The organism is Saccharopolyspora shandongensis, assembly GCF_900106995.1.
Classification (GTDB): domain Bacteria; phylum Actinomycetota; class Actinomycetes; order Mycobacteriales; family Pseudonocardiaceae; genus Saccharopolyspora; species Saccharopolyspora shandongensis.
In genome coordinates this window covers 167,749-194,071 of sequence record NZ_FNOK01000012.1, presented here as the reverse complement: position 1 = coordinate 194,071, position 26,323 = coordinate 167,749, and the positions used below count along the sequence as shown (strand labels likewise).

Here is a 26,323-nt window from a genome sequence, read left to right as displayed (position 1 = left end):
CGAGCTCTCCGCACCGAACCTACGGTCCCGTAACCTCGAGGTGTGACTAGCGCCCTCACCGCTCGCCGCCCGACGGCATTCGTCAAGCCGCGGATGCGCGGCTGGATCCACTTCTGGTCGCTGGTGGTGTCCGTCGCCTCCGGTGCCACGCTGATCGCCCTCGCCGCTTCGACCGTGTCGGCCGCCGCCGCGGTGGGCACCTCCATCTACGTCGCGACCGTGCTGGGGCTGTTCGGCGTCAGCGCCCTCTACCACCGCAAGACCTGGAAGACGATCGGCGCGCGCACCTGGATGCGGCGGCTCGACCACTCGATGATCTTCCTGTTCATCGCGGGCACGTACACCCCGTTCGCGATGGTGGCCATGCAGCCCACGACGGGCGCGGTGGTGCTCGCCGTCGTCTGGGGCGGCGCGCTGGGCGGCGTGATCTTGAAGCTCGCCTGGCCCAACGCGCCGCGCTGGGTCGGCGTGCCGGTCTACATCGCGCTCGGCTGGGTCGCCGTGTTCGTGTTCCCCGACCTGCTGCAGCACGCCGGGGTGGCGGCGCTGGTGCTGCTGATCGCCGGCGGGCTGATGTACACGGCGGGCGCGATCTTCTACGCGACCCGGTGGCCCGACCCGTGGCCGAAGACCTTCGGCTACCACGAGTTCTTCCACTCGGCGGTGTCGCTGGCGGCGATCTGCCACCACATCGCGATCTGGCTCGCGCTCTACGCCTGACGCGCGTTCCACCAGGCCAGGGCCCGTGAGCGGATTCCCGCCCACGGGCCCTTTCGCATGTTCAGCCGCCCTCGGGGCCGCGGTTGCGCAGCTCGTCGACCTTGGACAGGGCCTCGCGCAGTTCGCCCAGCCAGTCCTCGGTGTGCTTGCCGACCAGCCGCACCGCCCAGGCCAGCGCCTCGGACCGGGACCGGGCGACCCCGGCGTCCACCAGCGTGTCCAGCACCATGCGCTCTGACTGGTGCAGCCTCGTCATCACCGGCACGGACAGCGTGGTGAACAGTTCCTCGGTGCCGCCGAGCCGAGCGCCCCAGGCGACCTTGCGCCCGTAGCGGTGCTCCGCCTGGCGGGCGATCTCGATCCGCTCTTCGCGGGTCTCCTCGCGGAACCGGGCGATCCGCCCGCTCTCCGCGGCGGCGCGCTCGGCGTCGTCTGCGAACTCGCCGTCCACCGGCGGCAGTTCGCCGACCACCAGGATCTCCTCGCGGTCGACGGTGACCACCGGGCCGCCGGCGAACCAACCCTCGGGCAGCCGCCCGGTGAACCAGGCCGTGGCGTCGGCGGCGGTCGGCGGCTCGCTGCGCCGGCCACCGCCCGCCCACGGCGGCCCGCCCCGGCCTCGGCCGCGAGCCGTTCGTCCGAATCTCGAATGCATGACTCCCACCTCCGATTACAGGATTACACGATTACATCGCAGGTGAGTAGGGCTGCCGTTCGGCTCGCGGCGAAACCGGGGCACCCTTCCGCGGGCAGGCGAACGGCCCGTTCGTCTCGTCTATCGGAGCGAACGGGCCGTTCACTCCCGGCCCGCAAGAGAACGAACGGCCCGTTCACCTCGTCTGTCGAGGTGAACGGGCCGTTCGCGTTCTGTCTGCCGTGGGCTCAGCGGGTGAGGGATTCGACGAGGTCTTCGGTCGTCGTCACCGGGCGGTCGCACACGTAGCCCCGGCACACGTACGCCGCCGCGGCTCCGCCGACCAGCGGCCGCTCCGCCAGCAGCGGCACCCGGGTCGCCTCCGGCTCCCCCGCCAGCGCCACGGCTCCGCCTGGGGCGTGCCGCCGCGCCGCGGCGATCAGCGCCGCGCGGTCGGCGTCGTCGGCTTCGCCGACCACCGCGACCTGCAGCGGGCCGTGGGCGCGGGCCTCGGCGACGCTGAGCCAGTGACCCGCGAAGCGGGGAGCGCGCTGCGCGAGGAGCCCCGCGCGGCCGAGCGCCTGCTCCGCCGCTGCGCGGTAGCGCCCGGCGGCGTCCGGGCCGGCGAGCGCGGCAGCGGCGAGCAGCGCCGAGGCGATCGCCGAGGCCCCGGAGGGGCTGGCGTTGTCGGTGGGGTCGGAGGGGCGCCGGACGAGGGATTCGGCGTCGGCCGCCGTGTCGTGGAACATGCCAGGGTGGTCGGCGTCGGCGAACTGCTGCAGGGCCGTGTCCAGCAGTTCGCACGCCGCTTCGAGCCATCGCGGCTCGGCGGTCGCCTGGTGCAGCGCGAGTAGTCCGTCGGCGAAGCAGCCGTAGTCCTCCAGCACCCCGGCGGCCGTTCCGGTCACTCCGTCGCGGGACGTGCGCCGCACCCGGCCGTCGACGAGGTGCCGCTCCAGCAGCAGGTCCGCCGCCTGCGCCGCCGCCTCGACCCAGCTCGGCTCGTCGAGCACCGCCGCGGCCTCGGCGAGCGCCGTGATCGCCATGCCGTTCCAGGCCGTGACGACCTTGTCGTCCTTGCCCGGCTGCGGGCGCCGGTCGCGGGCTTCGCGGAGGCTGTCGCGCACCCGGCGCCAGCGGGCGTGGTCGTCCGGGTCGCGCTTGAGCTGCAGTGTTGACGCGCCGTTCTCGAAGGTTCCCGGCTCGGTCACCTCGAACAGCTCCGCCGCCCAGTCCCCGTCCACCGGCCCGAGCACCTCGCGCAGCTGGTCCGGCGTCCACACGTAGGTGAGCCCTTCGACGCCTTCCGTGTCGGCGTCCAGCGATGCCGCGAAGCCGCCTTCCGGCGTTCGCAGGTCGTGCAGCAGGAACTCGGCCGTCTCGCGAGCCACCCGTTCGCCGAGCGGGCTGCCGATCCTGGCGAGGTGCGCGTACACGCGGAGCAGCAAGGCGTTGTCGTACAGCATCTTCTCGAAGTGCGGCACCACCCACGCGGCGTCGACGCTGTAGCGGGCGAAGCCGCCCGCCAGCTGGTCGTAGATGCCGCCGCGGGCCATCGCCGCGCAGGTCGCTTCGGCGAGTTCCAGCGCGGCGTTCTCGCCGACCCGTTCGTGGTGGCGCAGCAGGAACTCCAGGACCATCGACGGCGGGAACTTCGGCGCGCCGCCGAATCCGCCGTGGGCCGCGTCGAATTCCGCTTGCAGCCGCGAGACCGAACCGGCCAGCACCTCCTCGTCCAAAATGGACTCCGGCAACGGGGCGCGCTGCCCGGCCAGCTGCTCCACCACTCGGGCCGCGGCCTTCCGGACCTCTTCGCCGCGGCCCTCCCAGGCCTGCGTAACGGCGTGCAAGAGCTGCCCGAACGACGGCATGCCGCCCATGGGCGCCGTCGGGTAGTAGGTGCCGCAGTGGAAGGGTTCGCCTTCCGGGGTGAGGAAGCAGGTCATCGGCCAGCCGCCCTGCCCGGTCATCGCCTGGGTGGCCTCCATGTAGACCGCGTCGATGTCCGGCCGTTCCTCGCGGTCCACCTTGATGTTCACGAAGTGATCGTTCATCACCCGCGCGATCTCCGGGTCCTCGAACGACTCGTGCGCCATCACGTGGCACCAGTGGCACGCGGCGTAACCGACGGACAGCAGCACCGGCACGTCCCGCCGCCGCGCCTCGGCGAACGCCTCGGGCGACCAGGGCCACCAGTCGACCGGGTTGTCGGCGTGCTGGAGCAAGTAGGGGCTGGTCGCGTTCGCAAGCCGGTTCGCCATGCGCCCAGCCTCCCACTTCGCCGAACCGGACGCACCCAACCCCACCCCTCCGGTCACCCCGGCCACATGCACCGATTTCTCACAAAACGTGTTACAACCGACCGCATCCCTGCTAGTACTTGCGGCCACTCGCGGATCTTGAGGAGCGGCGGATGAAGACCATGCGCCTCGGCGCAGCGCGAACGCGCGACGAGACCGCGGTGGGCCCTGTCGCCCAGGAGTAGTGATGAGCAACGTGCGCCGGGCTCGATGACGTGCCGCAGCACGTCCTGCCTGCACTGCTAGACCTTCGCCTACCGCGACATCCGCGCCTCCGGCACCGGGGTGCGGGTCGTGTCGATGCCCCCGCCGTGACGGCACAACCATCAAAGGAAACGATGCGAGCAAGGAACTCCACTGTGGACAATTTTGGAGCGGCGCGATGAACCTGGTCGCCGGAATCGACTCCTCCACCCAGTCCACCAAGGTCGTGGTCTGCGACGCCGACACCGGAACCGTGCTGCGGGAGGGCCGCGCGCCGCACCCGGACGGCACGGTCGCCGACCCGGAAGACTGGCGGCAGGCGCTGACCACGGCTTCCGACGGCCTCCTCGACGACGTCGCGGCCATCGGCATCGCCGCCCAGCAGCACGGCATGGTGGCGCTGGACGAGCATGGCGTGCCGGTGCGGCCCGCTCTGCTGTGGAACGACAACCGCTCCGCGCAGGCCGCCATCGACCTGACCGAGGAGCTCGGCGGGCCGCAGGCGTGCGCGGAGGCGATCGGCTCGGTGCTGGTCGCCAGCTTCACCGCCAGCAAGCTGCGGTGGCTGGCCGAGCACGAACCTGATTTGGCCGACCGGGTGACCGACGTGCTGCTGCCGCACGACTGGCTGACCTGGCGGCTGACCGGCGAGTTCGTCACCGACCGCGGCGACGCGTCCGGCACCGGCTACTGGTCGCCGCGCGAAGGCCGGTACCGGGAAGACGTGCTGGCCACCGCGTTCGGCGGCCGGAAGCCACGAACGCCGCGGGTCCTCGGCCCGGCGGAAGCAGCCGGGCACACCCCGGACGGCAAGCTCGTGTCGGCCGGAACGGGCGACAACATGGGCGCCGCGCTGGGCCTGGACGTCCGGCCCGGCGACGTCGTGGTGTCGCTCGGCACGAGCGGCACGGTGTTCGCCCGGGCGGAACGGCCGAGCGCGGACCCGAGCGGCCAGATCGCCGGATTCGCCGACGCGACGGGCGGTTTCCTGCCGCTGGTGTGCACCCTCAACGCGGCCCGGGTGCTGACCGCGACGGCGGCGATGCTCGGTGTCGGGATGGCCGAGTTCGACGAGCTGGCGCGCCGGGCCGAGCCCGGTGCGGGCGGCTTGGCGCTGCTGCCGTACCTGGACGGCGAGCGCACGCCGCTCCTGCCGGACGCCGCCGGAACCCTCACCGGGCTCCGGCGCGACAACATGACGCCGGAGAACCTCGCGCGCGCCGCGGTGGAGGGAATGCTGTGCGGGCTCGCGGCCGGCGTCGACGCGCTGCGCGCGGAGGACATCGAGGTGGGCAGGGTGCTGCTCATCGGCGGCGCGGCCCAGTCGCGGGCGGTTCAGGTGGTGGCACCGCTGATCTTCGGCGTGCCGGTGACGGTGCCCGCACCGGCGGAGTACGTGGCCCGCGGCGCGGCCCGCCAGGCGGCATGGGCGCTGGCGGGAACGCCGGATCCGCCCGAGTGGCAGCTACCAGGAGCAACGGAACTGGACGTCACCGACCCGGCAGCGGGAGCCCGCATCCGAGACCAGCACACCGACGCCTTCACCCAGGTCCACCGCACCTGACCGGGAATGCTCGTGAGCGTTCATTCCGGTTCTTACCGGAATGAACGCTCACGACGTTGGCGAAGCCGCTCGTCCGGCCGACGACGGCCGCCCAGTCGGATACGGTGCCTTTGCGCAGGTGATCGATCAGGGGGAGTTTCCTTTGCAGCCAGGGCATCCGCCGTTCCAGCAGCCCCACCGCCCCATGGCGCCGCCGCCGCACCCCGGCATGCCGCCCGGCCCTCCCGCCGGTCGGCCTCCCATGCCGCCTCCGCCGCCCGCTCCGCGACCGGTCGCGCCGCCGGCTCCGAACGCCGAAGCCACGCAGGTGCTTCGCACCCAGGCGAAGCCGGAGGAGCCGATCAACCTGTTCGACCTCGTCGGATTCGGCGATCCGGCCCAGGCCAAGCTCGACCAGGCCTGGCAGCCTCGCGGCTCCGAGGAGCGGTACCGGATCGCCATCGGCGTTGACGACCACGGCAGGCCGGTGCACCTCGACTTCAAAGAAACCGGCAGCGCCGTTGGCATTTTCGGTTCTGCGGGGTCCGGGAAGTCCGAGCTGTTGCGCACGATCCTGTACGGGATGGCCGCTACGCACTCCTCGGCCGCGGTCAACTTCGCCTGCATCAGCCGCGAGCACGACGACCAGGTCTGGCGCTCGCTCTACCCGATCCCGCACACTGCGCTCGCCGAACCGATGCGCTCGAACGACCTCACCGGCCGGCGGTTCGACGAGGCGCTGACCGGCCTGCTCGCCTGGCAGGTCGAGCAGTTCAATCGGTGGGAGGTCAAGAACTTCGCTGATTACCAACGCCTCCAGCCGGAGGCCGATGCCGAGCCGATGCCGATGCTGCTGGTCGCGATCGACGACCTGCCGGGCGTTCTCCGCGACCGGCCCGGGTTCGCCGCCGCCATCGAGCAGCTGATCCGCCACCGGCACTCGGGGATCAAGCTGGTGTACACCGCGACCGCGACGGAGCAGCTCCCGGAGCTCGCGGGCGCAACCGCGACCCGCATCGTGCTGCGGACCAGCGAAGCGGACGCGGTCAAGCTCATCGGCCGCGCTCGCGAACTGCCCGATTCCCCGGGCCACGGACACCTGGCTCGTCCGCACCAGGAGCCGCTCCGCTTCCGCGCCGCCTACACCGACCTGCCGCACGGGACGCCCCAGAGCGACTACTTCCAGACGATTCCCCAGATCTTCGCCGAGCGGATCCGGGGCCAGGGCCCACCCGCCCGGCAGCTCATCCTGCCACCGCCGGGCGAACCCCCGGCCGGAATCGACCTGCCGCTGAAGGTCACCGAGGACCGGGGCTTCAACGCCAAGCCGGAAACTTCGCTGAGCGTTCCGGTCGGCGTGCTCGACAACCCCTTCCACCACCGGCACGAGCCGCTGCTGCTGGACTTCGCCGGCTCGGATGGCAACCTCGCGATCGTCGGCCGCCCGCGCAGCGGGAAGTCGACCGCCGTGCGAACGACCCTGCTGACCTTGGCGCTCACCCACACCCCGGCCGAGGTCCGCTTCCGCTGCCTGGACTTCGGCGGCGGCGGGCTGGCCGCACTGCGCGACCTGCCGCACACCAGGGTGGTGACCGCCAGCCACGACTCGGACTTCGTGGCGCTTGCCGTCGAGGAACTCGAAACGCTGCTCGCCGAGCGGGAGAAGTCCTTCGCACAGCACGGCATCGACTCGGTCGACGAGTTCCGCCGACGCCGCGAAGAGCCGCTCGACGAGGTCGCGACCGACCACTTCCTCGTCGTCGACGGCTGGCCCGAGGTGCACCAGCACCCCGGCCTCGCCGATCGGGTCTTGCGCCTCGCCCGGCGCGGCCTGTCCTACGCCATCCACGTGGTCGTCACCGCCAATCGCTGGGACGACCTGCCCCGCGAGCTGCGCGACCTCGCGGGCGGCCGCATCGAGCTGCGGCTGGCGGATCCGCGGGACTCGCTGATCTCCCCCGAGCACGCCGACTCCGTCCTGCCGGACAAGCCCGGCAGCGGACTCCACAATGGACTCCGATGCGCGATCAACGTCCCGGTGCTGGGCGACGAGCTACCGGCCTACGCCGACGAGCCCCTTCCGGAGGACCTCGACGCGAAGACCCGCGAGCTAGTCCAGCACATCAGCAAGTCCTGGCCCGGCGACCGACCTGCCCAACTGCGCCGCCCACCGGAGTTCGTCGGCTACGACGAGCTCCCCGAGGCCGAGCCGGACGCCATCCCCATCGGCATCGACGGCCACGGCAACCCTGTCATCCTGACGTTGAACGGAGACCGCCACCGCCACGTGCTGATCGCGGGTGGGCGCGAATCCGGCAAGAGCACCGTGATCCGCAACGTGCTGCGGGGAATCGCGGCGTATCCGGCGAAGGAAGCCATGGCGCTGGTGGTCGACTACCGGCGCGAGCACCACCACGCCCTCCTCCCCGACAGCCACACCCTGTCCTACGCCCGAGCGGCGAGCCAGGCGAGGAGCGACCTGAAGGACTTCACCGCAGCGCTGCGCAAACGACTTCCAGATGCGGACGGCAATACCAAGTCGTGGGTCGGGCCGAAGGCGTTCCTCGTGGTGGACGACTTCGACCTGGTCCGCCACGAGGAGGGCTTGAACATGCTGTGCGGTCTGGACGAGTTGCTGCCGCACGCCGAGCAGATCGGCCTCCACGTGGTCCTCGCCTACAACGCGGACTTCGAACGAGACCGGAACCAAATCGCCTCAAGGCTCGGCCACGACGCGTACCGGTTGATCCTGAAGGACGCGCCCGGGGTCACGTGGGGCAGCCTCGGCGAGCGCCCGCGCGACGCAGGCGAGGCACGCCTGGACCGGAGGATCGGAGCCGACACCAGCCTCCGCGTGGCCTGGATCCCGCACCCGCTGGAAACCTGACGTCCCCGAAACGCAGTCGGGGCCATCCGGCACTCCGGATGGCCCCGCTCGCTTTTCGCCTCGCTAGGAGGCTTCGCCCTTGCCCGGCTTCGCCTCGCCCTGCTCGGCTTCGGGTTCCTCCGCCGGCTCCGCTTCGGCTCGCTTCACCCTCGCCGGGGCCGCCGCCGCTGCCTTCTGCTCGTCGAAGACCACCGGCACCTTCTTCAGGTGCTTGGTCATCGAGCGGATCAGGAACACCACCGCGATGGCGAACACCACCAGCAGCACCAGGCCCACCGGGGAGGACTTGCCGAAGTCCTCGCCCTGGCCGCCCGGGTCCGGCGTCACGGGGACGGGCGTCTGCGCGAGCACGTAGGTGACCGCTTCCGTGGCACTCATGCGCACACCTTCTCCTGCACGCCGGAGAACAGGTCGTCCTCCGGCAACGTGGTGTCGACCAGCGAGCGCACCAGTTCGTAGTCCTCGGTCGGCCACAGCTCGCGCTGGATGTCGAGCGGGACCGCGAACCAGCGGCTGGTCGGGTCGATCTGGGTCGCGTGGGCGCGCAACGCGTCGTCGCGCTGCTCGAAGTACTGCCCGCACTCGACCCGCGTGGTGACCCGCTCGTCCGGGTCGGGGCGGGTCGAGTCCCACTTGGCCAGCCACTCGCCGTACGGGGACTCCATGTCCCTGGCCAGCAGCGCCTCGTGGAACAGCTGCATGCGCTTGCGGGAGAAGCCGTGCGAGTAGTACAGCTTCAGCGGCTGCCACGGCTCGCCCGCGTCTTGGTACAGGTCGGGGTCACCGGCCGCGTCGAACGCCGCCACCGAGATCTCGTGGCACCGGATGTGGTCCGGGTGCGGGTAGCCGCCGTTCTCGTCGTAGGTGATCACGACGTGCGGGCGGAACTCCCGCATCACCTCGACCAGCTCGCGGGTCGAGACCTCCATCGGCACGGTGGCGAAGACGCCCTCCGGCAGCGCGGGCAGCGGGTCGCCCTCCGGGAGCCCGGAGTCGACGAAGCCCAGCCACCGGTGCTGCACCCCGAGGATCTTGGCCGCCTCGGCCATCTCCGCGCGGCGGACCTCCGTCAGGTTCTCGACGACCTCCGGCCGGTCCATGGCCGGGTTGAGGATGCTGCCCGCCTCGCCGCCGGTGCAGGTGACAACCATCACTTCGTGCCCGTCGGCCACGTAACGCGCGGTCGTCGCGGCACCCTTGCTGGACTCGTCATCCGGGTGCGCGTGCACCGTCATCAGCCGCAGCTTGTCCGCCATCGCCGGGTAATCCCCTCTTGCTTTGCAAGCATCTCTCATGAACACGGCCCCGCTGACAGGCCGCGGGACACCCTAGGGATACTTAACGTGGATGTCGGGTCCCATTGTTCCCGGTGGGTCCGACTTGCTCGGCGCCAGCCCCCGCAACACCCGTCCGCGGGCGGCGGCGAAGCCCGAAGGCGAAAGGCCGTCCACCCCGGTGACGAACCAGCAGATCCCGCAGGACCGGTACGGATCGCGTGCCCGCACGCGCCCGCGCCCGGCCCTCCGCTGGGTGCTGATCTCGGTCGTGCTGGTCGCACTGGTGGGCGTGGCGATCGTCGGCTACCGCAACCTCGGCAGCGCCCCGATCCAGGGGAAGCAGATCGCCTTCGAGGTGCTCGACGACCAGTCCGTGACGATCGTGCTCGAGGTCCAGCGCGACGAGCCGCAGCGGCCCGCCGACTGCGTCGTGCGCGCCCGAGCCAAATCCGGCGAGGAAGTCGGTCGCAAAGAAGTTCTGATCCAACCTGCGGACGGCACCACCAGGCAGGAGACTGTGCTGCGTACCTCCGCCCGAGCGAACATCGGGGAGGTGTACGGCTGCACTTACAACGTTCCTGAATATTTGTCCACCCACCTACGGCCAACTGGGTGAACACCGGCGTACCACGCCGGGTGCTGGGAAAATCCCGGCCCGGGGTGTGGTGCTTCGTGCTATTGTCGACTTCAGCACGGTCCCGCGCGGGCCGTGTTTTTCCGTTACTTGGCCAAAGGCCGAGAAATCAAATGCGCGGAAATGCAATTCGCCCGTGGGAAAACGCGGGCCGCAGTCGACGAGGAGTGGTGACCGTGAGCGAGACCCAGGTGACCTGGCTGACCCAGGATGCTTACGACCGGCTCAAGGGAGAGCTGGACGAGCTCGTGGCCAACCGCCCGGCGATCGCCGCGAAGATCAACGAGGCCCGCGAGGAAGGCGACCTGCGGGAGAACGGCGGCTACCACGCGGCCCGCGAGGAGCAGGGGCAGATCGAGGCCCGCATCCGCCAGCTGCAGGAACTGCTGCGCACCGCCAAGGTCGGCGACGTGCCCACCGAATCCGGCATCGCCCGGCCCGGCTCGGTGCTGACGGTCCGCTACGACGGCGAGGACGAGACCGAGATGTTCCTGCTGGCCACCCGCGAGGAGGGCGCGCACGGCGAGCTGGAGGTCTACTCCCCGAACTCGCCGCTGGGCCGCGCGCTGCTGGACGCCAAGGAGGGCGAGACCCGGGAGTACGAGCTCCCCAACGGCGGCACCATGTCGGTGACGCTGGTCAAGGCCGAGCCCTTCGCCGGCTGAGCCCAAGAGTCTGCTCGGGTCGGCTTGCGTGGCGGTGCGGGTAGCGGAACCTCAGACTCCGCCTGGACTCCGGGATCCCCGACTTGCGTATGACCAATACGCGGCATCGGGGACTGGCCTCGCCCAGTAGCCCCGAAGGCCGGGCCCAGTCTGAGAACCCGCGGCGGCGCAAGTTGCAAGGGTGGGCCAAGCGGCTGACGCCGCTTCAACGAAAGAACGTGTTCAAGGACTGACACTGAGACCGCGGGCGTCCCCGAGCCAGGGGCGCCCGCGGTCTTTCGCCCGCCGAAGGTCAGGGCTCCGGCCGGTCGCCCTCGGCGGCCAGCCGCTCCAGCAGCGGGCGGACGCGCGGCGCGACCGGCGTGGACAGGGCGATCGAGGTCGAGGTGCGCCGCACCCCGGGCACCCCGACGATCTCGTCGATGACCCGCTGCAGATCGGCGTTCGAGCGCGCGACCATCCGCACGAACAGGTCCCCCTGCCCCGTCGTCGCGTGCACCTCGCACACCTCGTCGATCGCCCCCAGCTGATCCGCCACCAGGCCCCGGTGCCCCTGGGCGATCTCCAGCACCGCGAAGGCCGTCAGGCCATAGCCCATCGCCGCCAGGTCGAGCTCCGGCGGGAAGCCCAGCAGGACGCCGCGCTGCACCAGCCGATCCATCCGCGCCTGCACGGTGCCGCGCGCCACGCCGAGCCGCCGCGAGCACTCCAGCACTCCGAGGCGGGGTTCGTCGGACAGCAACAGCAGCAGCCTCGCGTCCAACGCGTCCAGGCCCTCGGCATTGGGAGCCATGTCACACCCCTTGTTCAGGTTGACCAATCCAGCCAGCGGTTCGGCTTGAATACTGAACAGGTTGCGCAGCGAAATCAACGAGTGTTGCTCACGATGACCTGCCCAGCGCACGCTGAGCCTCGTCACCGCTTCGGCGAACAACGGGAGGACATCGTGACCGGCACCGTCAACCACGGCAGCCAGACCGAGCAGCTCGACGACGTCACGTTCGACCAGATGAAGCGCCTCGTCGGGCTCGTCGAACACGACGACTCGAAGGACCCGTTCCCGGTCAAGGCGCTCGACGCAGTGGTGTTCGTCGTCGGGAACGCCACCCAGAGCGCGCTGTTCTACCAGGTCGCGTTCGGCATGGAGCTGATCGCCTACTCCGGTCCCGAGCACGGCAACCGCGACCACAAGGCCTACGTGCTGAAGTCCGGGTCGGCCCGGTTCGTGCTGAAGGGCGCGGTGGACCCGGACAGCCCCCTCGCCGACCACCACCGCCGGCACGGCGACGGCGTGGTGGACCTGCCGATGGAGGTGCTCGACGTCGACAGGTGCGTGGAGCACGCCCGCGCCCAGGGCGCCACGGTGCTCGAAGAGCCGCACGACGTGTCCGACGAGCACGGCACGATCCGGACGGCGGCCATCGCCACCTACGGCGAGACGCGGCACACGCTGCTCGACCGCAGCCGCTACACCGGCCCCTACCTGCCCGGGTACGTTGCGCAACAGGGCAGCTACGTCAAGCCCGCCGACGCGCCCAAGCGGCTGTTCCAGGCCGTGGACCACTGCGTCGGCAACGTCGAGCTCGGCCAGATGGACAGCTGGGTCGAGTTCTACAACCGGGTCATGGGCTTCGTGAACATGGCCGAGTTCGTCGGCGACGACATCGCCACCGACTACTCGGCGCTGATGAGCAAGGTGGTGGCCAACGGCAACCACCGGGTCAAGTTCCCGCTCAACGAACCGGCCGTCGGCAAGCGCAAGTCGCAGATCGACGAGTACCTGGAGTTCTACCGGGGCTCCGGCTGCCAGCACATCGCGCTGGCCACCGGCGACATCATCAAGACCGTCACCGCGATGCGGGCTGCCGGAGTGGAGTTCCTGAAGACCCCGGACGCCTACTACGACGACCCAGAGCTGCGGGCGCGGATCGGCGAGGTGCGGGTGCCGATCGAGACGCTGAAGGAGCATGGCATCCTGGTCGACCGCGACGAGGACGGCTACCTGCTGCAGATCTTCACGAAGCCGATCGGCGACCGGCCGACGGTGTTCTACGAGCTGATCGAGCGGCACGGTTCGCTGGGCTTCGGGAAGGGCAACTTCAAGGCGCTCTTCGAGGCGATCGAACGCGAACAGGAACGCCGCGGCAACCTCTGATCCGTTCCGCGGCTCGATGTTTCCGCTGGCCACGAAGCCGTGAGTCCTTTGGGCCGCGATAGCGCCCCAAAGGACTCGCGGCCGGCGGGCCTGCCGGAACGTCGCCGAAGGCCGACCCGGGCGACCCACCGCACCCGTGGCCCGGCGTCAGCCTTCGGCGACGACGGTGAAGCCTGCGGCCCCGAGCTCCTCGACCACGTAGTGGCAGTGCTCGGGGCCGCGGGTTTCCAGGGATATCTCCACGTCCACCTCGCCCAGCGCGAGGGCGCCGGAGATCCGGGAGTGCTCGATGTCCAGCACGTTCGCCGACAGCTCGCCCAGCTTCGCCAGCAGGCCCGCCAGCGAGCCGGGCCGATCCGGCAGCCGCACCCGCAGCGACAGGTAGCGGCCCGCCGAGCCCATGCCGTGCTGGATCAGCTGGAGCAGCAGCAGTGGGTCGATGTTGCCGCCGGAAAGCACCGCCACGGTCGGCGACCGGACCTGCTCGGGGTGCTCCAGCAGCGCCGCGACCGAGGCGACACCGGCGGGCTCGGCCACCAGCTTCGCCCGCTCCAGGCACAGCAGCAGGGCCCTCGACAGGGCCTCCTCGCTGACCGTCAAAACCCCATCGACCAGCTCCGCCACGTGCGCGAACGTCACCGGGCCGGGCTCGCCGACCGCGATCCCGTCGGCCATCGTCTGGGTTTCGGCCAGCCGCACCGGCTTGCCCGCCGCCAGCGAAACCGGCCACGCCGCGGCCTGCTCGGCCTGCACCGCCAGCACCCTGACGTGCGGGTGCTCCGCCTTCACCGCCGCGGCGATGCCCGCGACCAGCCCGCCGCCCCCGGTGGGCACCACGATGCTGCGGACCTCCGGCAACTGTGCCAGGATCTCCAGCCCGACGGTGCCCTGACCGGCGACGATGTCGGGATGGTCGTAGGGGTGGATGAACTCCGCCCCGGTCTGCCGCGCGTGCTCCTGCGCCGCGGCGAGCGTCTCCTCCAGCACCGCGCCGTGCAGCCGGACGTCGGCGCCGTAGGACTTGGTGGCCGCGAGCTTCGGCAGCGGCACGCGCACCGGCATGAACACCGTGGCGTGGATGCCGAGCAACGATGCCGCGAGCGCAACGCCCTGCGCGTGGTTCCCGGCGCTCGCCGCGACGACCCCGGCGGCCCGGCGCACCTCGTCCAACGCCAGCAGCCGCACGTAGGCGCCGCGGAGCTTGAACGAGCCGGTGCGCTGGAGGTTTTCGCACTTCAGGAAGACTTCACCGCCGCAGTGCTCGCCGAGCACCCGGGAGTGCTCCAGCGGCGTGCACCGCGCGATCCCGGCGAGCTGCTCGCCGGCGCCGCGGATTCGGTCCAGATCGACCAGCCGCATGGGCCAATCGTGCCACCGCAAAACGCGGGCGACCCGGGTTACACCTTCGGTACCCTCGGAGGAGCGGCCGGTCACCCGCAACCGGACGGCACCGCGACGAAGGCTGGTGGGGGCGAGCTGTCGCGGCGGGGATTCGAACGATCAGCGATCATCGGCGTACACCGGCCAGGTGTAGCGCGGTCCGCTGCCCGACGTCGGTGCCGGGGCTGCACACGGGAGGAAGCATGGCGCGGCTGATGCCTACGAGTGGCGCGATCCCGCTGGTCACCGGATTCGTCACGGCCGCGGCCCTGTCCGGCGTGGCGGTGTTCGCGGTGTTCCAATCCGGCTGCGACGAACCGGGCTCCTACCGATCTCGCGACGGCGCGGTGGAGCTGATCGGCGGCTGCCTGAAACCGGACGACCTCCCGGTCAACCCCCGCCAACCGGCCGACACCCGCCCGCTCGGCAGCGGCGATCCGGCCCTGGAACGCTGACCGGGGAGGGCGCGATCCCACGTGGAATCGCGCCCTCCCCGGGTATCCGTCGTCAGCCGAGGGCCGAGAGGAGGTCCTCGACCAGGTCGTCCGCCTCTTCGATGCCGACCGACAGCCGCACCAGGTCGGACGGGACCTGCAGCATCGAGCCGGCCGTGCTCGCGTGCGTCATCCGGCCCGGGTGCTCGATCAGCGACTCCACCCCGCCCAGCGACTCGGCCAGGGTGAACAGCCGGGTGCGCGAGCAGACCTCCAACGCCGCCTCCTCGCCGTCGGCGTGCAGGAAGGAGATCATCCCGCCGAAGTGGCGCATCTGCTTCGCCGCCACCTCGTGGCCGGGGTGCTCCGGCAGGCCCGGGTAGAGCACCTTCGCGACCTTCGGGTGGCCGGTCAGCGCGGCGACGATGCGCTCGGCGTTGGCGCTGTGCCGCTCCATCCGCACCGCGAGGGTCTTGATGCCGCGCAGCGTCAGGAACACGTCGAACGGCCCGGGCACCGCGCCCGCCCCGTTCTGCAGGAACGCGACCTGCTCGGCGAGCTCGTCGTCGGAGGTGATCACCGCGCCGCCGACCACGTCGGAGTGCCCGCCCAGGTACTTGGTGGTCGAGTGCACCACGACGTTCGCGCCGAGCTCCAGCGGCTGCTGCAGGTACGGCGAGGCGAAGGTGTTGTCCACGACCAGCTTCGTGCCGGCGTCGCGGGAGACCTGCGCCAGGGCGGCGATGTCGCCGATGTTGAGCAGCGGGTTGGTGGGCGTCTCGACCCAGATCACCTTGGTGTTCGGCCGGATCGCCGCCCGCACCGCGTCCACATCGGACACCGGGGCGGGCGTGTACTCGACGCCCCAGGCGGTGAGCACCTTGTCCACCAGGCGGAACGTGCCGCCGTAGGCGTCGTCCGGGATGACCAGGTGGTCACCCGGCTTCAGGGTGGCGCGCAGCACCGCGTCGGTGGCCGCCATGCCCGAGGCGAACGCGCGCCCGTGCCGGCCACCCTCCAGCGCGGCCAGACATTCCTCCAGCGCGGTGCGGGTCGGATTGCCGGTGCGGGAGTACTCGTAGCCGCCGCGCATGCCGCCCACGCCGTCCTGCGCGTAGGTCGACGTGGCGTGGATCGGCACGATCACCGAACCGGTCGTCGGGTCTGCCTCCTGGCCCGCGTGAATGGCGCGGGTGGCGAAGCCGTCACTCATGTGGAGCAGCGTACGACCTGGCGGCCGATCCGCCGACTCCGGCCCGCGATGTGAAGCGGCCCCCGACCGGGCAGGTCGGGGGCCGCTTCCGTGGATCAACGCGTCACCACTGCGGGGGCTGCGGCGGCTGCTGCCCGCCGGCGGGCGGGAAACCACCGGGCTGCTGGCCCGGCTGGCCGAACTGCTGCGGCTGGCCCGGCTGGCCGAAGCCACCCTGCTGACCGGGCTGGCCGTAGCCACCGACGGCGGCCGGAGCCGGCGCACCGGAACCGGCGGCGGCGATGTACTGCCGGGTGCCCGGCAGGAACGCCAGCACACCGATAGCGGCTGCGATCAGGATGGCCACGATGGTGCCGGCGATGGAGATGCCGGTGACGAAGCCGGTGAAGAGGGTCACCAGCTGGCAGATGGCGTACAGACCCGAAGCGGCGACGACCAGGATCGGGCCGACGTTCTTCTTGAGGATGACCATGATCCCGCCGGCCAGCAGCACGAGGCTGGCGATCAGGAACCCGATGTACAGGGTGATCATCAGGCCGTACGGCGGGAGGTTGATCTCCGGCATCTCGATGCCGTATTCCTTGTACTGCTCCAGCTCGGCAGTCTGGGTCTCCAGGTACGAGTACGTCGCACTAAGGGTGATCACGCCGATCAGGTTGAAGATCAGGCCGAGGCCACCGATGACCGTCGCGACCCAACCGGCGGTCAGGGCGAGGCCCTTGCTGCCCTGGCCCTGGCCCGCGGGCTGGCCGTAGCCGGCCTGCGGCGGCGGGGCGCCGAAGCCGCCCTGGGCCTGCGGGGCCGGGAAACCGCCGCTGGGCGTGCCCTGCGGCTGTGACGGGAAGCCGCCCGGCTGGCTCTGGGTGCCCGGCTGCTGGTACATCGGCTGCGGCGGCTGCATCGACGGCGGCACCATCGCGGTCGCCTCGGCGCCGGCGCCCTGGCCGGCCAGGCCGGGCTGCTGGTACATCGGCTGCGGCGGCTGCATCGACGGCGGCACGACCTGGGTCGAGTCGGACGGCAGCTGCTGGCCCTGCGGCTGGACAGGCCTCACGACCTGCGTCGCGTCGCTGCCGGCCTGGTTGGGGTCCTGCGGGTCCATCCGGTTCGAGATGGGGTCCGAACCCTGCTGACCGCCGTCCGGCGGCTGCGGAGAGCTCATCGGGGTGTCCTACTCCCTTGGGGCGTAATGCGAAGTCTGGGGCATGCGATCACACACGCTAGCTGATCGACCTGCAGCGTAGTGTCGTTCCGTAACAAGTCGTCATCGGCCAGCGATGAATCCAAGCACATCCTGCCGGGTCACCACGCCCGCGGGCTTGCCGTCGATCAACACCATGGCCCCGTCGGCACCGGCCAGCGCGGACATCGCCGCGCTGATCTCCTCGCCCGCGCCGATCGTCGGCAGCGGCGGCGACATGTGCAGTTCCACCCGGTCCGCGAGGTTCGCGCGGCCGGCGAACAGCGCGTCGAGCAGGTCCCGCTCGTTGACCGCGCCGACGACCTCGGCGGCCATGATCGGCGGCTCCGCGCTGACCACGGGCATCTGCGAGACGCCGAACTCGCGGAGGATCGCGACGGCGTCGGCCACGGTTTCACTCGGGTGCACGTGCACCAGGTCCGGGATGGTGCCGTCCTTGCGGCGCAGCACGTCGCCGACCGACCCGCCGCCGTGGTCCGGCGAGAGGAAGCCGTAGGACGCCATCCACGAGTCGTTGAAGACCTTGGTCAGGTAGCCGCGGCCGCCGTCGGGCAGCAGCACGACGATCACGTCGTCCGGGTCGGTCGTCTCGGCGAGCTTCAGCGCCGCCGCGACCGCCATCCCGCAGGAGCCGCCGACCAGCAGCGCCTCCTCGCGGGCCAGGCGGCGGGTCATCTCGAACGAGTCGGCGTCGGAGACCGCGATGATCTGGTCGCAGACGTCCCGGTCGTAGGTGGTGGGCCAGAAGTCCTCGCCGACGCCTTCGACCAGGTAAGGCCGCCCGTTGCCGCCGGAGTAGACCGAACCCTCCGGGTCGGCGCCGATGACCTGCACGCGGCCGTCGGAGACCTTCTTCAGGTACGACCCGGTGCCGGAGATGGTGCCGCCGGTGCCGATGCCCGCCACGAAGTGCGTCACCTTACCGTCGGTCTGCTCCCAGATCTCCGGGCCGGTGGAGTGCACGTGCGACTCCGGGTTGGCCGGGTTGGCGTACTGGTTCGGCTTCCAGGCGCCGTCGATCTCCCGGACCAGGCGGTCGGAGACGTTGTAGTAGGAGTCCGGGTGCTCCGGCGGCACCGCCGTCGGGCACACCACGACCTCCGCGCCGTAGGCCTTGAGGACGTTTCGCTTGTCCTCGCTGACCTTGTCCGGGCAGACGAACACGCAGCGGTAGCCCCTGCGCTGGGCGACCATCGCCAGGCCCACGCCGGTGTTGCCGGAGGTGGGCTCCACGATGGTGCCACCGGGGCGCAGCTCGCCGGATGCCTCGGCGGCCTCGATCATGCGCAGCGCGATGCGGTCCTTCACGCTGCCGCCGGGGTTCAGGTACTCGACCTTGGCCAGCACCGGGGTTTGCCCGGTGGCCACCGCGTTAAGCCGCACCAGGGGTGTGTTGCCCACCAGTTCGGTGACGTGCTCGACGTAGTCCACGTCCGGTCCTCGATCCTTCGTAACTGCTGCTCGCCGGGTGTGTGACGTCGAGCCTAATAGCCTGGTCACCGGCTAACCCAAGGGACCTGGAACGCGACACACCGGCAGGGAACGATTTCGGTCCGCGCCGCGTCTTGCCAGTGACGGGGAAATTCGCCGCGCGGATCCGGGGCGATGTGGGTGACCATTTCCCATCCCCCGTTGGCGCGGCCGGTAACCGGCCGCAGGACTGGTGAGGGAGGGCCGAATGATCGCGGCGAAGGCATTCCGGCTCGCACTGCTGGCGGCGGGCACCGCCGGCGGACTTTCCGGCGCGGCGTACGGGCTGCTCAACGGGCAGGCCGGGTACGCACGACGGGTGATCGGCCCACCCGCCAACGATCCCCTGCGCGCCGACGGCATCCACCTGCCCAGCGGCATCGGCCCGGTGCCGCGCGGAGAACTCGCCGACGGCTTCGAGCCGCTGGAGTTCGCCGTGCTCGGCGACTCCGCCGCGGCGGGGCTCGGCGTCGACTTCCAGGCGGACCTGCCCGGCGTGCGGCTGGCCCGCGGCCTGGCCGAGGAGCTCGACCGGCCGGTCGCGCTGACCACGCACGCGATCGTCGGGACCACGTCGCAGGAGCTGGCCGCGCAGGTGGACGCCGCGCTGCTGCGCCCGCCGAAGCTGGCGCTGATCATCATCGGGGCCAACGACGTCACCTCGAAGCTGCCCGTGTCGGCCTGCGCGGAGTTGCTCGGCGGCGCGGTGCGGCGGCTGGCCGACGCGGATGTCGCGGTCGTCGTCGGCACCTGCCCGGACTTGGGCGCGATCCGGCCGATCCCGCAGCCGCTGCGTTCCATCGCGCGGCACTGGAGCCTCGCGCTCGGCCGCGCGCAGCGGCGCGTCGTGGAGGCGGCCGGCGGGCGCGCGGTGCCGCTGGCGGACCTGCTGTCGCCGGAGTTCCTGGCGCGGCCGGGCGAGTTCTTCAGCCCGGACCGGTTCCACCCCTCGGCGGCGGGCTACGAGGCGGCGGCGGCGATCCTGCTGCCCGCGATGTGCTCGGTGATCGGCGAATGGCGGGGCGGCCCGCTGCCGCCCGCCCCGACCAGGTCGAAGGCCGCCGAGGCACGCCGCCCGACCAGCCGGATCGTGGCCCGGCTCAACCGCAGGCTGCACCGCCGCGGGAACTCCTGACCTCACCCGAAACGGCGTACTGACCGGTCGGTTTGGGTCTTGCCCGGTGACCGTCATCACCGCGAAGATGGCGGTACCGGATCTAAAGTGACCGCTTGGTACGGCCATGTCGCCCCGAGGCGGTCGCACGGCGTTTCCGCGGCCGCGAACAAAGGAGTTCTCATGCCCGAAGCAGTCATCGTCTCCACCGCGCGCTCCCCCATCGGCCGAGCAGGCAAGGGCTCGCTGAAGGACCTCCGGCCCGACGACCTCACCGCGCAGATCATCCGCGCCGCCCTGGACAAGGTGCCCGAGCTGGACCCGGCCGAGATCGACGACCTGATGCTCGGCTGCGGCCTGCCCGGCGGCGAGCAGGGCTACAACATGGCGCGCGTGGTCGCCGTGCTGCTCGGCCACGACCAGCTGCCCGGCACCACCGTCACCCGCTACTGCTCGTCGAGCCTGCAGACCACCCGGATGGCGCTGCACGCGATCAAGGCCGGCGAGGGCGACGTGTTCATCAGCGCCGGCGTCGAAATGGTGTCGCGGTTCGCCAAGGGCAACTCCGACTCGCTGGAGGACACCAAGAACCCGCTGTTCGCCGAGGCCCAGGCGCGCACCCAGCAGACCGCCGAGCAGGGCGCGGACTCCTGGACCGACCCGCGCACCCTCGACGTGATCCCGGACGTCTACATCCCGATGGGGCAGACGGCCGAGAACCTCGCCCGGCTCAAGGGCATCAGCCGCGACGAGATGGACGACTTCGGCGTCCGCTCGCAGAACCTGGCCGAGAAGGCGATCGCCAACGGCTTCTGGAGCCGCGAGATCACCCCGGTCACCACCCCCGACGGCAAGGTCGTCGACGCCGACGACGGGCCGCGGGCCGGCGTGACCAAGGAAGGCGTCTCCGGGCTCAAGCCGGTGTTCCGCCCGGACGGCCGGATCACCGCGGCCAACTGCTGCCCGCTCAACGACGGCGCCGCCGCCCTGGTGATCATGAGCGACACGAAGGCCAAGCAGCTCGGCCTGACCCCGCTGGCGCGGGTCGTGTCGACCGGCGTCTCCGGCCTGTCGCCGGAGATCATGGGCCTCGGTCCGGTGGAGGCGTCCAAGCAGGCGCTCAAGCGCGCGGGGCTGGGCATCGGCGACATCGACCTGGTGGAGATCAACGAGGCCTTCGCCGCCCAGGTGATCCCGTCCTACCAGGACCTGGGCATCCCGCTGGAGAAGCTGAACGTCAACGGCGGCGCGATCGCGGTGGGCCACCCGTTCGGCATGACGGGCGCCCGGATCACGACGACGCTGATCAACTCCCTGCAGTGGCACGACAAGCAGTTCGGCCTGGAGACGATGTGCGTCGGCGGCGGCCAAGGCATGGCCATGGTCCTAGAGCGCCTCTCCTGATCCCTTTTCGGTTCCAGGCTCGTTTTCCGTAGCGGTGCGAGTAGCGGAACCTCAGAGGCCTTCTCGACTCCGGGATCCCCGGCACACGTATGACCAATACGTCGTGGCGGGGCTGTCCTCGCGAGAAGGCCTCTGAGAACCCGCGGCGGTGCAAGTTTCGTGCGTGGGCTAAGCGGCTGCGCCGCTTGCGGTGACTTCTGCGCACACCGCCTTGAACCTCGCGGTAACGGTTCACCGCAGGAAGCGGCGTCGCCGCTTGCCTGACGCCATCCGGACCTCCGGCCAGGTCACTACTAATCGGCGTCGTGAGACCCAAGAACCCGAACGCGAAACGGGGCACCACCAGTCCGTTGGACGATGGTGCCCCGTTTCAGGTCAGGGACCTGGTGTCAGTCGCTGCTCTGGAAGTAGGAGAGCAGGCGGAGGATCTCCAGGTAGAGCCAGACCAGGGTGGTCATCAGGCCGAACGCGATGTACCACGCGAACTTGGCGTCCACGCCGCCCTTGATCGCCTGGTCCGCGGCGTCGAAGTCGAGCAGGAAACTGAACGCCGCGATGCCGATGCACAGCAGGCTGAACGCGATCGCGAGCCCGCCGCCGTCGCGCAGGCCCAGTCCGCCCGGGGTGAAGAAGCTGGCGATCATGTTGACCAGCATCAGCACCGCGACACCGGCGACCGCGCCGATGATCCACTTGGTCAGCTTCGGGGTGACGCGGATGGCGCCCGTCTTGTAGACCACCAGCATGGCCGCGAAGACACCGACGGTGCCCGCGATGGCCTGGATGATGATCCCCGGGTTGCCGACCGCCAGGGCGATCACGTAGCTGATGCCGCCGAGGAACACGCCCTCGACCGCCGAGTAGGCGATGACCAGCGCCGGGCTGACCTTCTTCTTGAAGATGATGACCAGCGAGATCACCAGGCCGACGATCGCGGCCGGCAGCGCCAGCGCGACGGCCGGCGGACCGACCAGGTAGGTCAGGGCGCCGGTGATCACCGCCAGGCCGAGCGTGATCGCGGTCTTGGTGACCACGTCGTCGATGGTCATCGGTCGCGCGGTCTGCGGCGGCGCAGCCGGCGCCTGGCCGAAGGGAGCAGCAGGCTGCCCCTGGCCGTAGTTGAAGTTCGCGTAACCGCCGGTGGTCGGCAGGTTGCGGAACGCTGGGTTGCTCGTTGTGCGCAACTCATCCTCCTGGGGCGTGCTTACGCCGTCACTCGGAACAACGATCGGGGGCGTTGACCGGTTCCCGTTTCGGTAAAACCGACTTTACCGTTCGATCTCGCCGCTCCCCATCGAGGCGGGGCACTACTGGGTATCGATTTCGCGAACAGTAACGATCGCATCAGGTCGCCAACCGATCACCGGCGCTGCGACCGGTAGGCACCGGACGAGGCCGGGACGCCCGCGGTGCGGCCCAACGGGTGATCGAATCGAACGGTACGTGCGCGACCGTCGGCGCGAAGTAACCGGAAAGGTCCACCTAATGACCTCTTGTGGACACGCTCCGTGATCGAAATCATCGCGTGAGGCGACCCGTGCTCCTGGTCGGGGTTCGGAGAACGAGCACGTGGCGTCTCTCACCTCCACCACCGGAACTGGAGCTGCATGCGCATGTTCAGGAAATGGCTCACGGCGGTGCTCGGCACCGCCGTGCTCGCGGGGGGCAGTTTGCTCGCCACCCCCGGCGCCGCTAGCGCCGACCCGCAGGAGGCGATCGGCCACGAGACCCGGCCCGGGCAGCCGTACCGGGGCAACCCGGAACCGGACCGCGACTGGCTGGGTTCCTACCTCGTCAACGGCCAGCAGGTCTGGTGCGTGCAGTTCGCGCTGACCGCCCCGGACAGCGGCGAGGAGTACGAGCCGGGCGACGAGCTCAAGACCAAGTGGGGCACGAAGCTCCCGGACGACGTGGCGGCGAACATCTCGTACCTGCTGCTGCGCTACGGCAACACGCAGTCGCCGGACGAGGCCGCCGCGCTGGCGCACCTGCTGCACTCGTGGACCGCCGCGCCGCGCAGCCAGGCCGACCTCGACCCGCAGAACGACTTCAAGCGCATCGGCTACGACGCCGACGCCCACTTCGCCAAGCTGCCGCAGGGCGCGCAGGCCACGGTCACCGAGCTCAAGGCGGAAGCCGCGGCGAACCGCGGCCCCTGGAAGGCCGAGCTCACCGCGCCCGAGGGCGAGCAGACGATCGGCCAGGCCGCTGAGTGGAAGCTCGTCGTGCAGCGCGCGGACGGCAAGGGCGTCGGCGGCGTCCCGGTCGAGCTCGCGCTGACCGACGCGACGGTCGAGGGCCTGGACGCCGACGGCACCGTCACCACGCCGGAGGACGGCAGCCCGCTGGCGCTGAAGGTCACGCCGACCGGCCCGAACCCGAAGATCACCGGCAAGCTCTCCGCCCCGGCCGAGCGGCCGTACGTGCGGCAGGCCGTCAACCAGCCCGACACGACCCAGCGCGTCGTGTCCACCGGCGGCGAGCAGGAGCTCTCCGTCGAGGCCACCGCCACCGCGGTGACCGCGCCCGGCGTGGTGCACGTCGGCAAGGTCGACGCGGAGAGCCAGGCGGGCATCGCCGGCGTCTCGCTGCGCGTGACCGCCGCGGACGGCTCGCCCGCGGTGCGCCAGGACGGCAGCCCGCTGCTCGGCGAGGACGGGCAGCCCCTCGTGGTGGTGACCGGCGAGGACGGCACCGCCACCATCCCCGACCTGCGCACCCCGCAGGAGATCAAGCTCACCGAGATCGCGCCCGCCAAGGGCTACGAGGAGGCCTTCGACGAGGCGAACCCGCCGTCGGTGTCCGGCACGGTCCAGCCCGGCGAGACGCTGCAGCTGAGCCTGGCCAACACGCCGAACACCCCGACCGTGCCGATCCACATCCCGGCCGGTGACCCGACCCCGGCTGACGGCGGGACTCCCGCCGGACTGATCGGCGGCCTGGCGGGCCTGACCCTGGTCGCGGCCTTCGGCGCGGTGGCGGTGCGCCGCCGGATCGGGGCGGGGCGGCAGCAGTGAGAAAGTCTCGACGTTCCCTGTTCGCGCTGGTGGCGGCCGGGGTCATCGGACTGGTCGCGGCGGTCGTCCTGATCGCCGGCGGCCTGTTCGGCGGCGATCAGCCGACCGCCCTGACCGTCCCGGTCGCGCCGGCCGAACCGACACCGCACGCCGCGGCGGTCGCCCCGCAGGCGCTGCCCGCCCAGCCGGTGCACGTGCCGGCCGGGCAGCCGCCGGGCACGATCCGGCTGCCGCAGGGCGGCACGGCGGAGCTCGTGCGCAAGGAGATCGACCGCTCGGGAACCCTGCCGGTGCCGGACGGCGTCGGCGAGGCGACCTGGTGGGGCGCCGGGCTGGACGCGCCGAAGGGCGCGACGGTGCTCGCCGGGCACGTCAACTGGAAGGGCACCGTCGGGCCGTTCGCCGAGCTGTGGGAATCGCGGACCGGCGAGCCGGTCACCGTCGTCGACGACGCCGGCCGGGAGCACCGGTACCGGGTCTCGGAGGTCGTCACGGTGGACAAGGACGAGCTGCCCGGCCGGGCCCGCGAGCTGTTCGGCCAGGGCGGCGCGCATCGCCTGGTGCTGGTGACCTGCGGCGGGCGCTACGTCGGCGGTGACCTCGGCTACGACGAGAACCGCATCGTCGTGGCCACCCCGGAGTAGCCGGACCGGAGCAAGCGAAAGGGCCGGTGGATCTTCTCCACCGGCCCTTTCACCTTTGCTGGTCTAACGGCGTTTCTTGCCCTTCTTGGCCGACGCCGCCTGCTTGCCCGGCCGGTTCTTCTTGCCCCCCGGCCTGGTGCCCGGCCGCTGGCCGTTGGTGCCGCCCGCCTGCTTGGCGCCACCGGGCTGCGTAGTGCCGCCCGTCGTCGCGGCGGCCGGCTCCGCGTCCTCTTCGTCGTTCTTGGCCTCGGCGCGCACCGGCTTCTGCCCGGGCTTCGGCCGCGGCGCCGCCTTCTTGGCCTCGATCTCCTTGGCCTTCTCGCGCTCCTGCTCGCGGTCGATCTTCTTGGTCAGGAAGTGCTGCTGACCGAGCGTCCAGACGTTGTTCGCCAGCCAGTACAGCAGCACCGCGATCGGCAGGAACCAACCGGAGATGATCGCGCCGACCGGCGCGATGTACATCATGAACTTGGCCATCATGGCCGACTGCGGGTTGGCCATCGCGGCGTCGGTCTGCTTCTTGACCGACAGCCGCATGGTGAAGAACGTGGCCACCGACGCGATGAGCATCAGCGGGATGCCGACGATCATCATGGACGTCCGGTCGGTGCCGAACAGCGCGAGCTCAGCCTCGGGCTGGGTGATCCAGTTCGAAAGCTTGGCGCCGAAGATGTTGGCGTTGACGAACGACTCGACGCCCGCATGGTCGAAGACGAAGTTGCTCTGCGCGCCCGGCGTGAAGCCCCGCAGGACGTGGTAAAGGCTCAGGAAGACCGGGATCTGCAGCAGCGCGGGCAGGCAGCCGCCGAGCGGGTTGACCCCGTGCTCGGACTGCAGCTTCTGCATCTCCTGCGCCATGCGCTGGCGGTCGTTCTTGTACTTCTCACGCAGCTTCTGGATCTGCGGCGCGAACTTCGCCATCTTCCGGCCGGCGCGCAGCTGGCTGATCGCCGGCTTCAGCAGCACCACGCGCAACGAGAACACCAGGAAGAACACCGAAAGTGCCCAGGCGAATCCGTTGTCCGGCCCGAGCACGGCGCCGAAGACCTTGTGCCAGAACCACAAGATCGCCGACACCGGGTAGAGGATGAAGGAGAAAAAACTTTCCACTCAGCCACTCCTGGTCATGGCCCGGCTATCCGGCGCTACCGGGGCGTACGTGCGCAGCCATACCCGTGCGAAATGCAGGAACAGCCAACCCAAGGGTGCCATGCCCGGGCATAACACGGCCGCCGCCCCCTGGAAATGTGGCGCGACCCAAGCCGTCGGGCCGGTGGGACGGACCCCATTTCACCTGCTCACCCGGTCAGGTGACGGGAGCCACGGCCGCGCATCTCGCCGGATTCGATATGTAGTCGCAATACATATTCGCTGTCGCTGCGGATGCCGCGCCAGACTCGCGGTGCGACCGGCTTTGCTGGGCCCTG

22 protein-coding genes are annotated in these 26,323 nt (G+C 70.7%); 11 read left to right on the top strand and 11 right to left on the bottom strand.

What is annotated here, in order from left to right:
* Window positions 1–42 precede the first annotated feature (42 nt).
* Window positions 43–720: a PAQR family membrane homeostasis protein TrhA gene (gene trhA / locus BLW84_RS15740; RefSeq protein ID WP_342743150.1), complete on the top strand. Its 678-nt coding sequence runs from the start codon at window positions 43–45 to the stop codon at window positions 718–720.
* A gap of 61 nt (window positions 721–781) precedes the next feature.
* Here trhA and BLW84_RS15735 read toward each other — a convergent pair whose 3' ends face one another.
* Both BLW84_RS15735 and BLW84_RS15730 read right to left on the bottom strand, forming a co-directional pair.
* On the bottom strand, window positions 782–1,375 hold the full coding sequence (locus BLW84_RS15735; RefSeq protein ID WP_093266029.1) for a hypothetical protein: 594 nt from the start codon (window positions 1,373–1,375) through the stop codon (window positions 782–784).
* A 227-nt stretch (window positions 1,376–1,602) separates the two neighbouring features.
* Window positions 1,603–3,615: a thioredoxin domain-containing protein gene (locus BLW84_RS15730; RefSeq protein WP_093266027.1), complete on the bottom strand. Its 2,013-nt coding sequence runs from the start codon at window positions 3,613–3,615 to the stop codon at window positions 1,603–1,605.
* Between the two features lie 421 nt (window positions 3,616–4,036).
* Here BLW84_RS15730 and xylB point away from each other — a divergent pair, with 421 nt between their 5' ends.
* Window positions 4,037–5,422 (top strand): xylulokinase, encoded by a 1,386-nt coding sequence (xylB, locus tag BLW84_RS15725; protein ID WP_093266025.1) that lies wholly within the window; start codon window positions 4,037–4,039, stop codon window positions 5,420–5,422.
* Window positions 5,423–5,729: 307 nt separating this feature from the next.
* A complete protein-coding gene (gene eccCb, locus BLW84_RS15720; RefSeq protein WP_177226491.1) occupies window positions 5,730–8,288 on the top strand; it encodes a type VII secretion protein EccCb in 2,559 nt (852 codons plus the stop codon).
* A gap of 63 nt (window positions 8,289–8,351) precedes the next feature.
* On the opposite strand, the gene BLW84_RS15715 is transcribed toward eccCb, so the two are convergent.
* Both BLW84_RS15715 and mca read right to left on the bottom strand, forming a co-directional pair.
* A complete protein-coding gene (locus BLW84_RS15715) occupies window positions 8,352–8,666 on the bottom strand; it encodes a hypothetical protein (RefSeq protein ID WP_093266082.1) in 315 nt (104 codons plus the stop codon).
* On the bottom strand, window positions 8,663–9,544 hold the full coding sequence (gene mca, locus BLW84_RS15710; RefSeq protein ID WP_093266022.1) for a mycothiol conjugate amidase Mca: 882 nt from the start codon (window positions 9,542–9,544) through the stop codon (window positions 8,663–8,665). Before mca ends, BLW84_RS15715 begins: the two co-directional genes overlap by 4 nt.
* Window positions 9,545–9,635: 91 nt before the next feature.
* Between mca and BLW84_RS15705 the strand changes: the two genes are divergently transcribed.
* Together BLW84_RS15705 and greA are read left to right on the top strand one after the other, a co-directional pair.
* The gene (locus BLW84_RS15705) at window positions 9,636–10,181 is read left to right on the top strand and encodes a DUF4307 domain-containing protein (RefSeq protein ID WP_093266021.1); all 546 of its coding nucleotides are present in this window, start codon (window positions 9,636–9,638) and stop codon (window positions 10,179–10,181) included.
* A gap of 194 nt (window positions 10,182–10,375) precedes the next feature.
* Window positions 10,376–10,864, top strand: a complete 489-nt coding sequence (gene greA / locus BLW84_RS15700; protein ID WP_177226490.1) for a transcription elongation factor GreA — start codon at window positions 10,376–10,378, stop codon at window positions 10,862–10,864.
* A 292-nt stretch (window positions 10,865–11,156) separates the two neighbouring features.
* Here the strand turns inward: greA and BLW84_RS15695 are convergent, their stop codons facing one another.
* Entirely contained in the window at window positions 11,157–11,657 is a 501-nt protein-coding gene (locus BLW84_RS15695) for an Lrp/AsnC family transcriptional regulator (protein ID WP_093266018.1), read from the bottom strand.
* A 216-nt stretch (window positions 11,658–11,873) separates the two neighbouring features.
* Here BLW84_RS15695 and hppD point away from each other — a divergent pair, with 216 nt between their 5' ends.
* Complete coding sequence (gene hppD, locus BLW84_RS15690; RefSeq protein ID WP_093266081.1) at window positions 11,874–13,019, top strand: 4-hydroxyphenylpyruvate dioxygenase; 1,146 nt, start codon at window positions 11,874–11,876, stop codon at window positions 13,017–13,019.
* 147 nt (window positions 13,020–13,166) lie between these two features.
* Here hppD and ilvA read toward each other — a convergent pair whose 3' ends face one another.
* Window positions 13,167–14,378, bottom strand: a complete 1,212-nt coding sequence (gene ilvA, locus BLW84_RS15685; RefSeq protein ID WP_093266016.1) for a threonine ammonia-lyase — start codon at window positions 14,376–14,378, stop codon at window positions 13,167–13,169.
* A gap of 224 nt (window positions 14,379–14,602) precedes the next feature.
* Here ilvA and BLW84_RS15680 point away from each other — a divergent pair, with 224 nt between their 5' ends.
* The gene (locus BLW84_RS15680) at window positions 14,603–14,854 is read left to right on the top strand and encodes a hypothetical protein (protein WP_093266015.1); all 252 of its coding nucleotides are present in this window, start codon (window positions 14,603–14,605) and stop codon (window positions 14,852–14,854) included.
* A 52-nt stretch (window positions 14,855–14,906) separates the two neighbouring features.
* Here BLW84_RS15680 and BLW84_RS15675 read toward each other — a convergent pair whose 3' ends face one another.
* The 3 genes from BLW84_RS15675 to BLW84_RS15665 form a co-directional block, all read right to left on the bottom strand.
* Window positions 14,907–16,046: a cystathionine gamma-synthase gene (locus tag BLW84_RS15675; protein WP_093266013.1), complete on the bottom strand. Its 1,140-nt coding sequence runs from the start codon at window positions 16,044–16,046 to the stop codon at window positions 14,907–14,909.
* A gap of 103 nt (window positions 16,047–16,149) precedes the next feature.
* Window positions 16,150–17,208, bottom strand: a complete 1,059-nt coding sequence (locus tag BLW84_RS15670) for a DUF4064 domain-containing protein (protein WP_093266012.1) — start codon at window positions 17,206–17,208, stop codon at window positions 16,150–16,152.
* Window positions 17,209–17,310: 102 nt separating this feature from the next.
* The gene (locus BLW84_RS15665; protein WP_093266010.1) at window positions 17,311–18,678 is read right to left on the bottom strand and encodes a cystathionine beta-synthase; all 1,368 of its coding nucleotides are present in this window, start codon (window positions 18,676–18,678) and stop codon (window positions 17,311–17,313) included.
* A gap of 247 nt (window positions 18,679–18,925) precedes the next feature.
* On the opposite strand from BLW84_RS15665, the gene BLW84_RS15660 reads away from it, so the two are divergent.
* A complete protein-coding gene (locus tag BLW84_RS15660; RefSeq protein ID WP_093266008.1) occupies window positions 18,926–19,852 on the top strand; it encodes an SGNH/GDSL hydrolase family protein in 927 nt (308 codons plus the stop codon).
* Window positions 19,853–20,014: 162 nt separating this feature from the next.
* Window positions 20,015–21,235 (top strand): acetyl-CoA C-acetyltransferase, encoded by a 1,221-nt coding sequence (locus tag BLW84_RS15655; RefSeq protein WP_093266007.1) that lies wholly within the window; start codon window positions 20,015–20,017, stop codon window positions 21,233–21,235.
* 389 nt (window positions 21,236–21,624) lie between these two features.
* On the opposite strand, the gene BLW84_RS15650 is transcribed toward BLW84_RS15655, so the two are convergent.
* Entirely contained in the window at window positions 21,625–22,419 is a 795-nt protein-coding gene (locus BLW84_RS15650) for a Bax inhibitor-1/YccA family protein (protein ID WP_093266004.1), read from the bottom strand.
* A gap of 429 nt (window positions 22,420–22,848) precedes the next feature.
* On the opposite strand from BLW84_RS15650, the gene BLW84_RS15645 reads away from it, so the two are divergent.
* Together BLW84_RS15645 and BLW84_RS15640 are read left to right on the top strand one after the other, a co-directional pair.
* Window positions 22,849–24,252: an MSCRAMM family protein gene (locus BLW84_RS15645; protein ID WP_143060961.1), complete on the top strand. Its 1,404-nt coding sequence runs from the start codon at window positions 22,849–22,851 to the stop codon at window positions 24,250–24,252.
* Window positions 24,249–24,896, top strand: a complete 648-nt coding sequence (locus BLW84_RS15640) for a class F sortase (protein ID WP_093266001.1) — start codon at window positions 24,249–24,251, stop codon at window positions 24,894–24,896. Before BLW84_RS15645 ends, BLW84_RS15640 begins: the two co-directional genes overlap by 4 nt.
* 63 nt (window positions 24,897–24,959) lie before the next feature.
* Here the strand turns inward: BLW84_RS15640 and yidC are convergent, their stop codons facing one another.
* Window positions 24,960–26,006, bottom strand: coding sequence for a membrane protein insertase YidC (yidC, locus tag BLW84_RS15635; protein WP_093266000.1), 1,047 nt, complete (start codon window positions 26,004–26,006; stop codon window positions 24,960–24,962).
* Between the last annotated feature and the right edge of the window lie 317 nt (window positions 26,007–26,323).

Excerpts from the sequence above, each read along its gene's own strand:
- BLW84_RS15680 (WP_093266015.1), top strand. The coding sequence starts at position 14,603 with ATGGCGCGGCTGATGCCTACGAGTGGCGCGATCCCGCTGGTCACCGGA.
- hppD (WP_093266081.1), top strand. The coding sequence starts at position 11,874 with ATGAAGCGCCTCGTCGGGCTCGTCGAACACGACGACTCGAAGGACCCG.
- mca (WP_093266022.1), bottom strand. The coding sequence starts at position 9,544 with ATGGCGGACAAGCTGCGGCTGATGACGGTGCACGCGCACCCGGATGAC.
- ilvA (WP_093266016.1), bottom strand. The coding sequence starts at position 14,378 with ATGCGGCTGGTCGATCTGGACCGAATCCGCGGCGCCGGCGAGCAGCTC.
- BLW84_RS15660 (WP_093266008.1), top strand. The coding sequence starts at position 18,926 with ATGATCGCGGCGAAGGCATTCCGGCTCGCACTGCTGGCGGCGGGCACC.
- BLW84_RS15670 (WP_093266012.1), bottom strand. The coding sequence starts at position 17,208 with ATGAGCTCTCCGCAGCCGCCGGACGGCGGTCAGCAGGGTTCGGACCCC.
- xylB (WP_093266025.1), top strand. The coding sequence starts at position 4,037 with ATGAACCTGGTCGCCGGAATCGACTCCTCCACCCAGTCCACCAAGGTC.
- BLW84_RS15705 (WP_093266021.1), top strand. The coding sequence starts at position 9,636 with ATGTCGGGTCCCATTGTTCCCGGTGGGTCCGACTTGCTCGGCGCCAGC.
- BLW84_RS15695 (WP_093266018.1), bottom strand. The coding sequence starts at position 11,657 with ATGGCTCCCAATGCCGAGGGCCTGGACGCGTTGGACGCGAGGCTGCTG.
- BLW84_RS15675 (WP_093266013.1), bottom strand. The coding sequence starts at position 16,046 with ATGAGTGACGGCTTCGCCACCCGCGCCATTCACGCGGGCCAGGAGGCA.
- BLW84_RS15715 (WP_093266082.1), bottom strand. The coding sequence starts at position 8,666 with ATGAGTGCCACGGAAGCGGTCACCTACGTGCTCGCGCAGACGCCCGTC.
- BLW84_RS15735 (WP_093266029.1), bottom strand. The coding sequence starts at position 1,375 with ATGCATTCGAGATTCGGACGAACGGCTCGCGGCCGAGGCCGGGGCGGG.
- BLW84_RS15730 (WP_093266027.1), bottom strand. The coding sequence starts at position 3,615 with ATGGCGAACCGGCTTGCGAACGCGACCAGCCCCTACTTGCTCCAGCAC.
- BLW84_RS15655 (WP_093266007.1), top strand. The coding sequence starts at position 20,015 with ATGCCCGAAGCAGTCATCGTCTCCACCGCGCGCTCCCCCATCGGCCGA.
- BLW84_RS15645 (WP_143060961.1), top strand. The coding sequence starts at position 22,849 with ATGTTCAGGAAATGGCTCACGGCGGTGCTCGGCACCGCCGTGCTCGCG.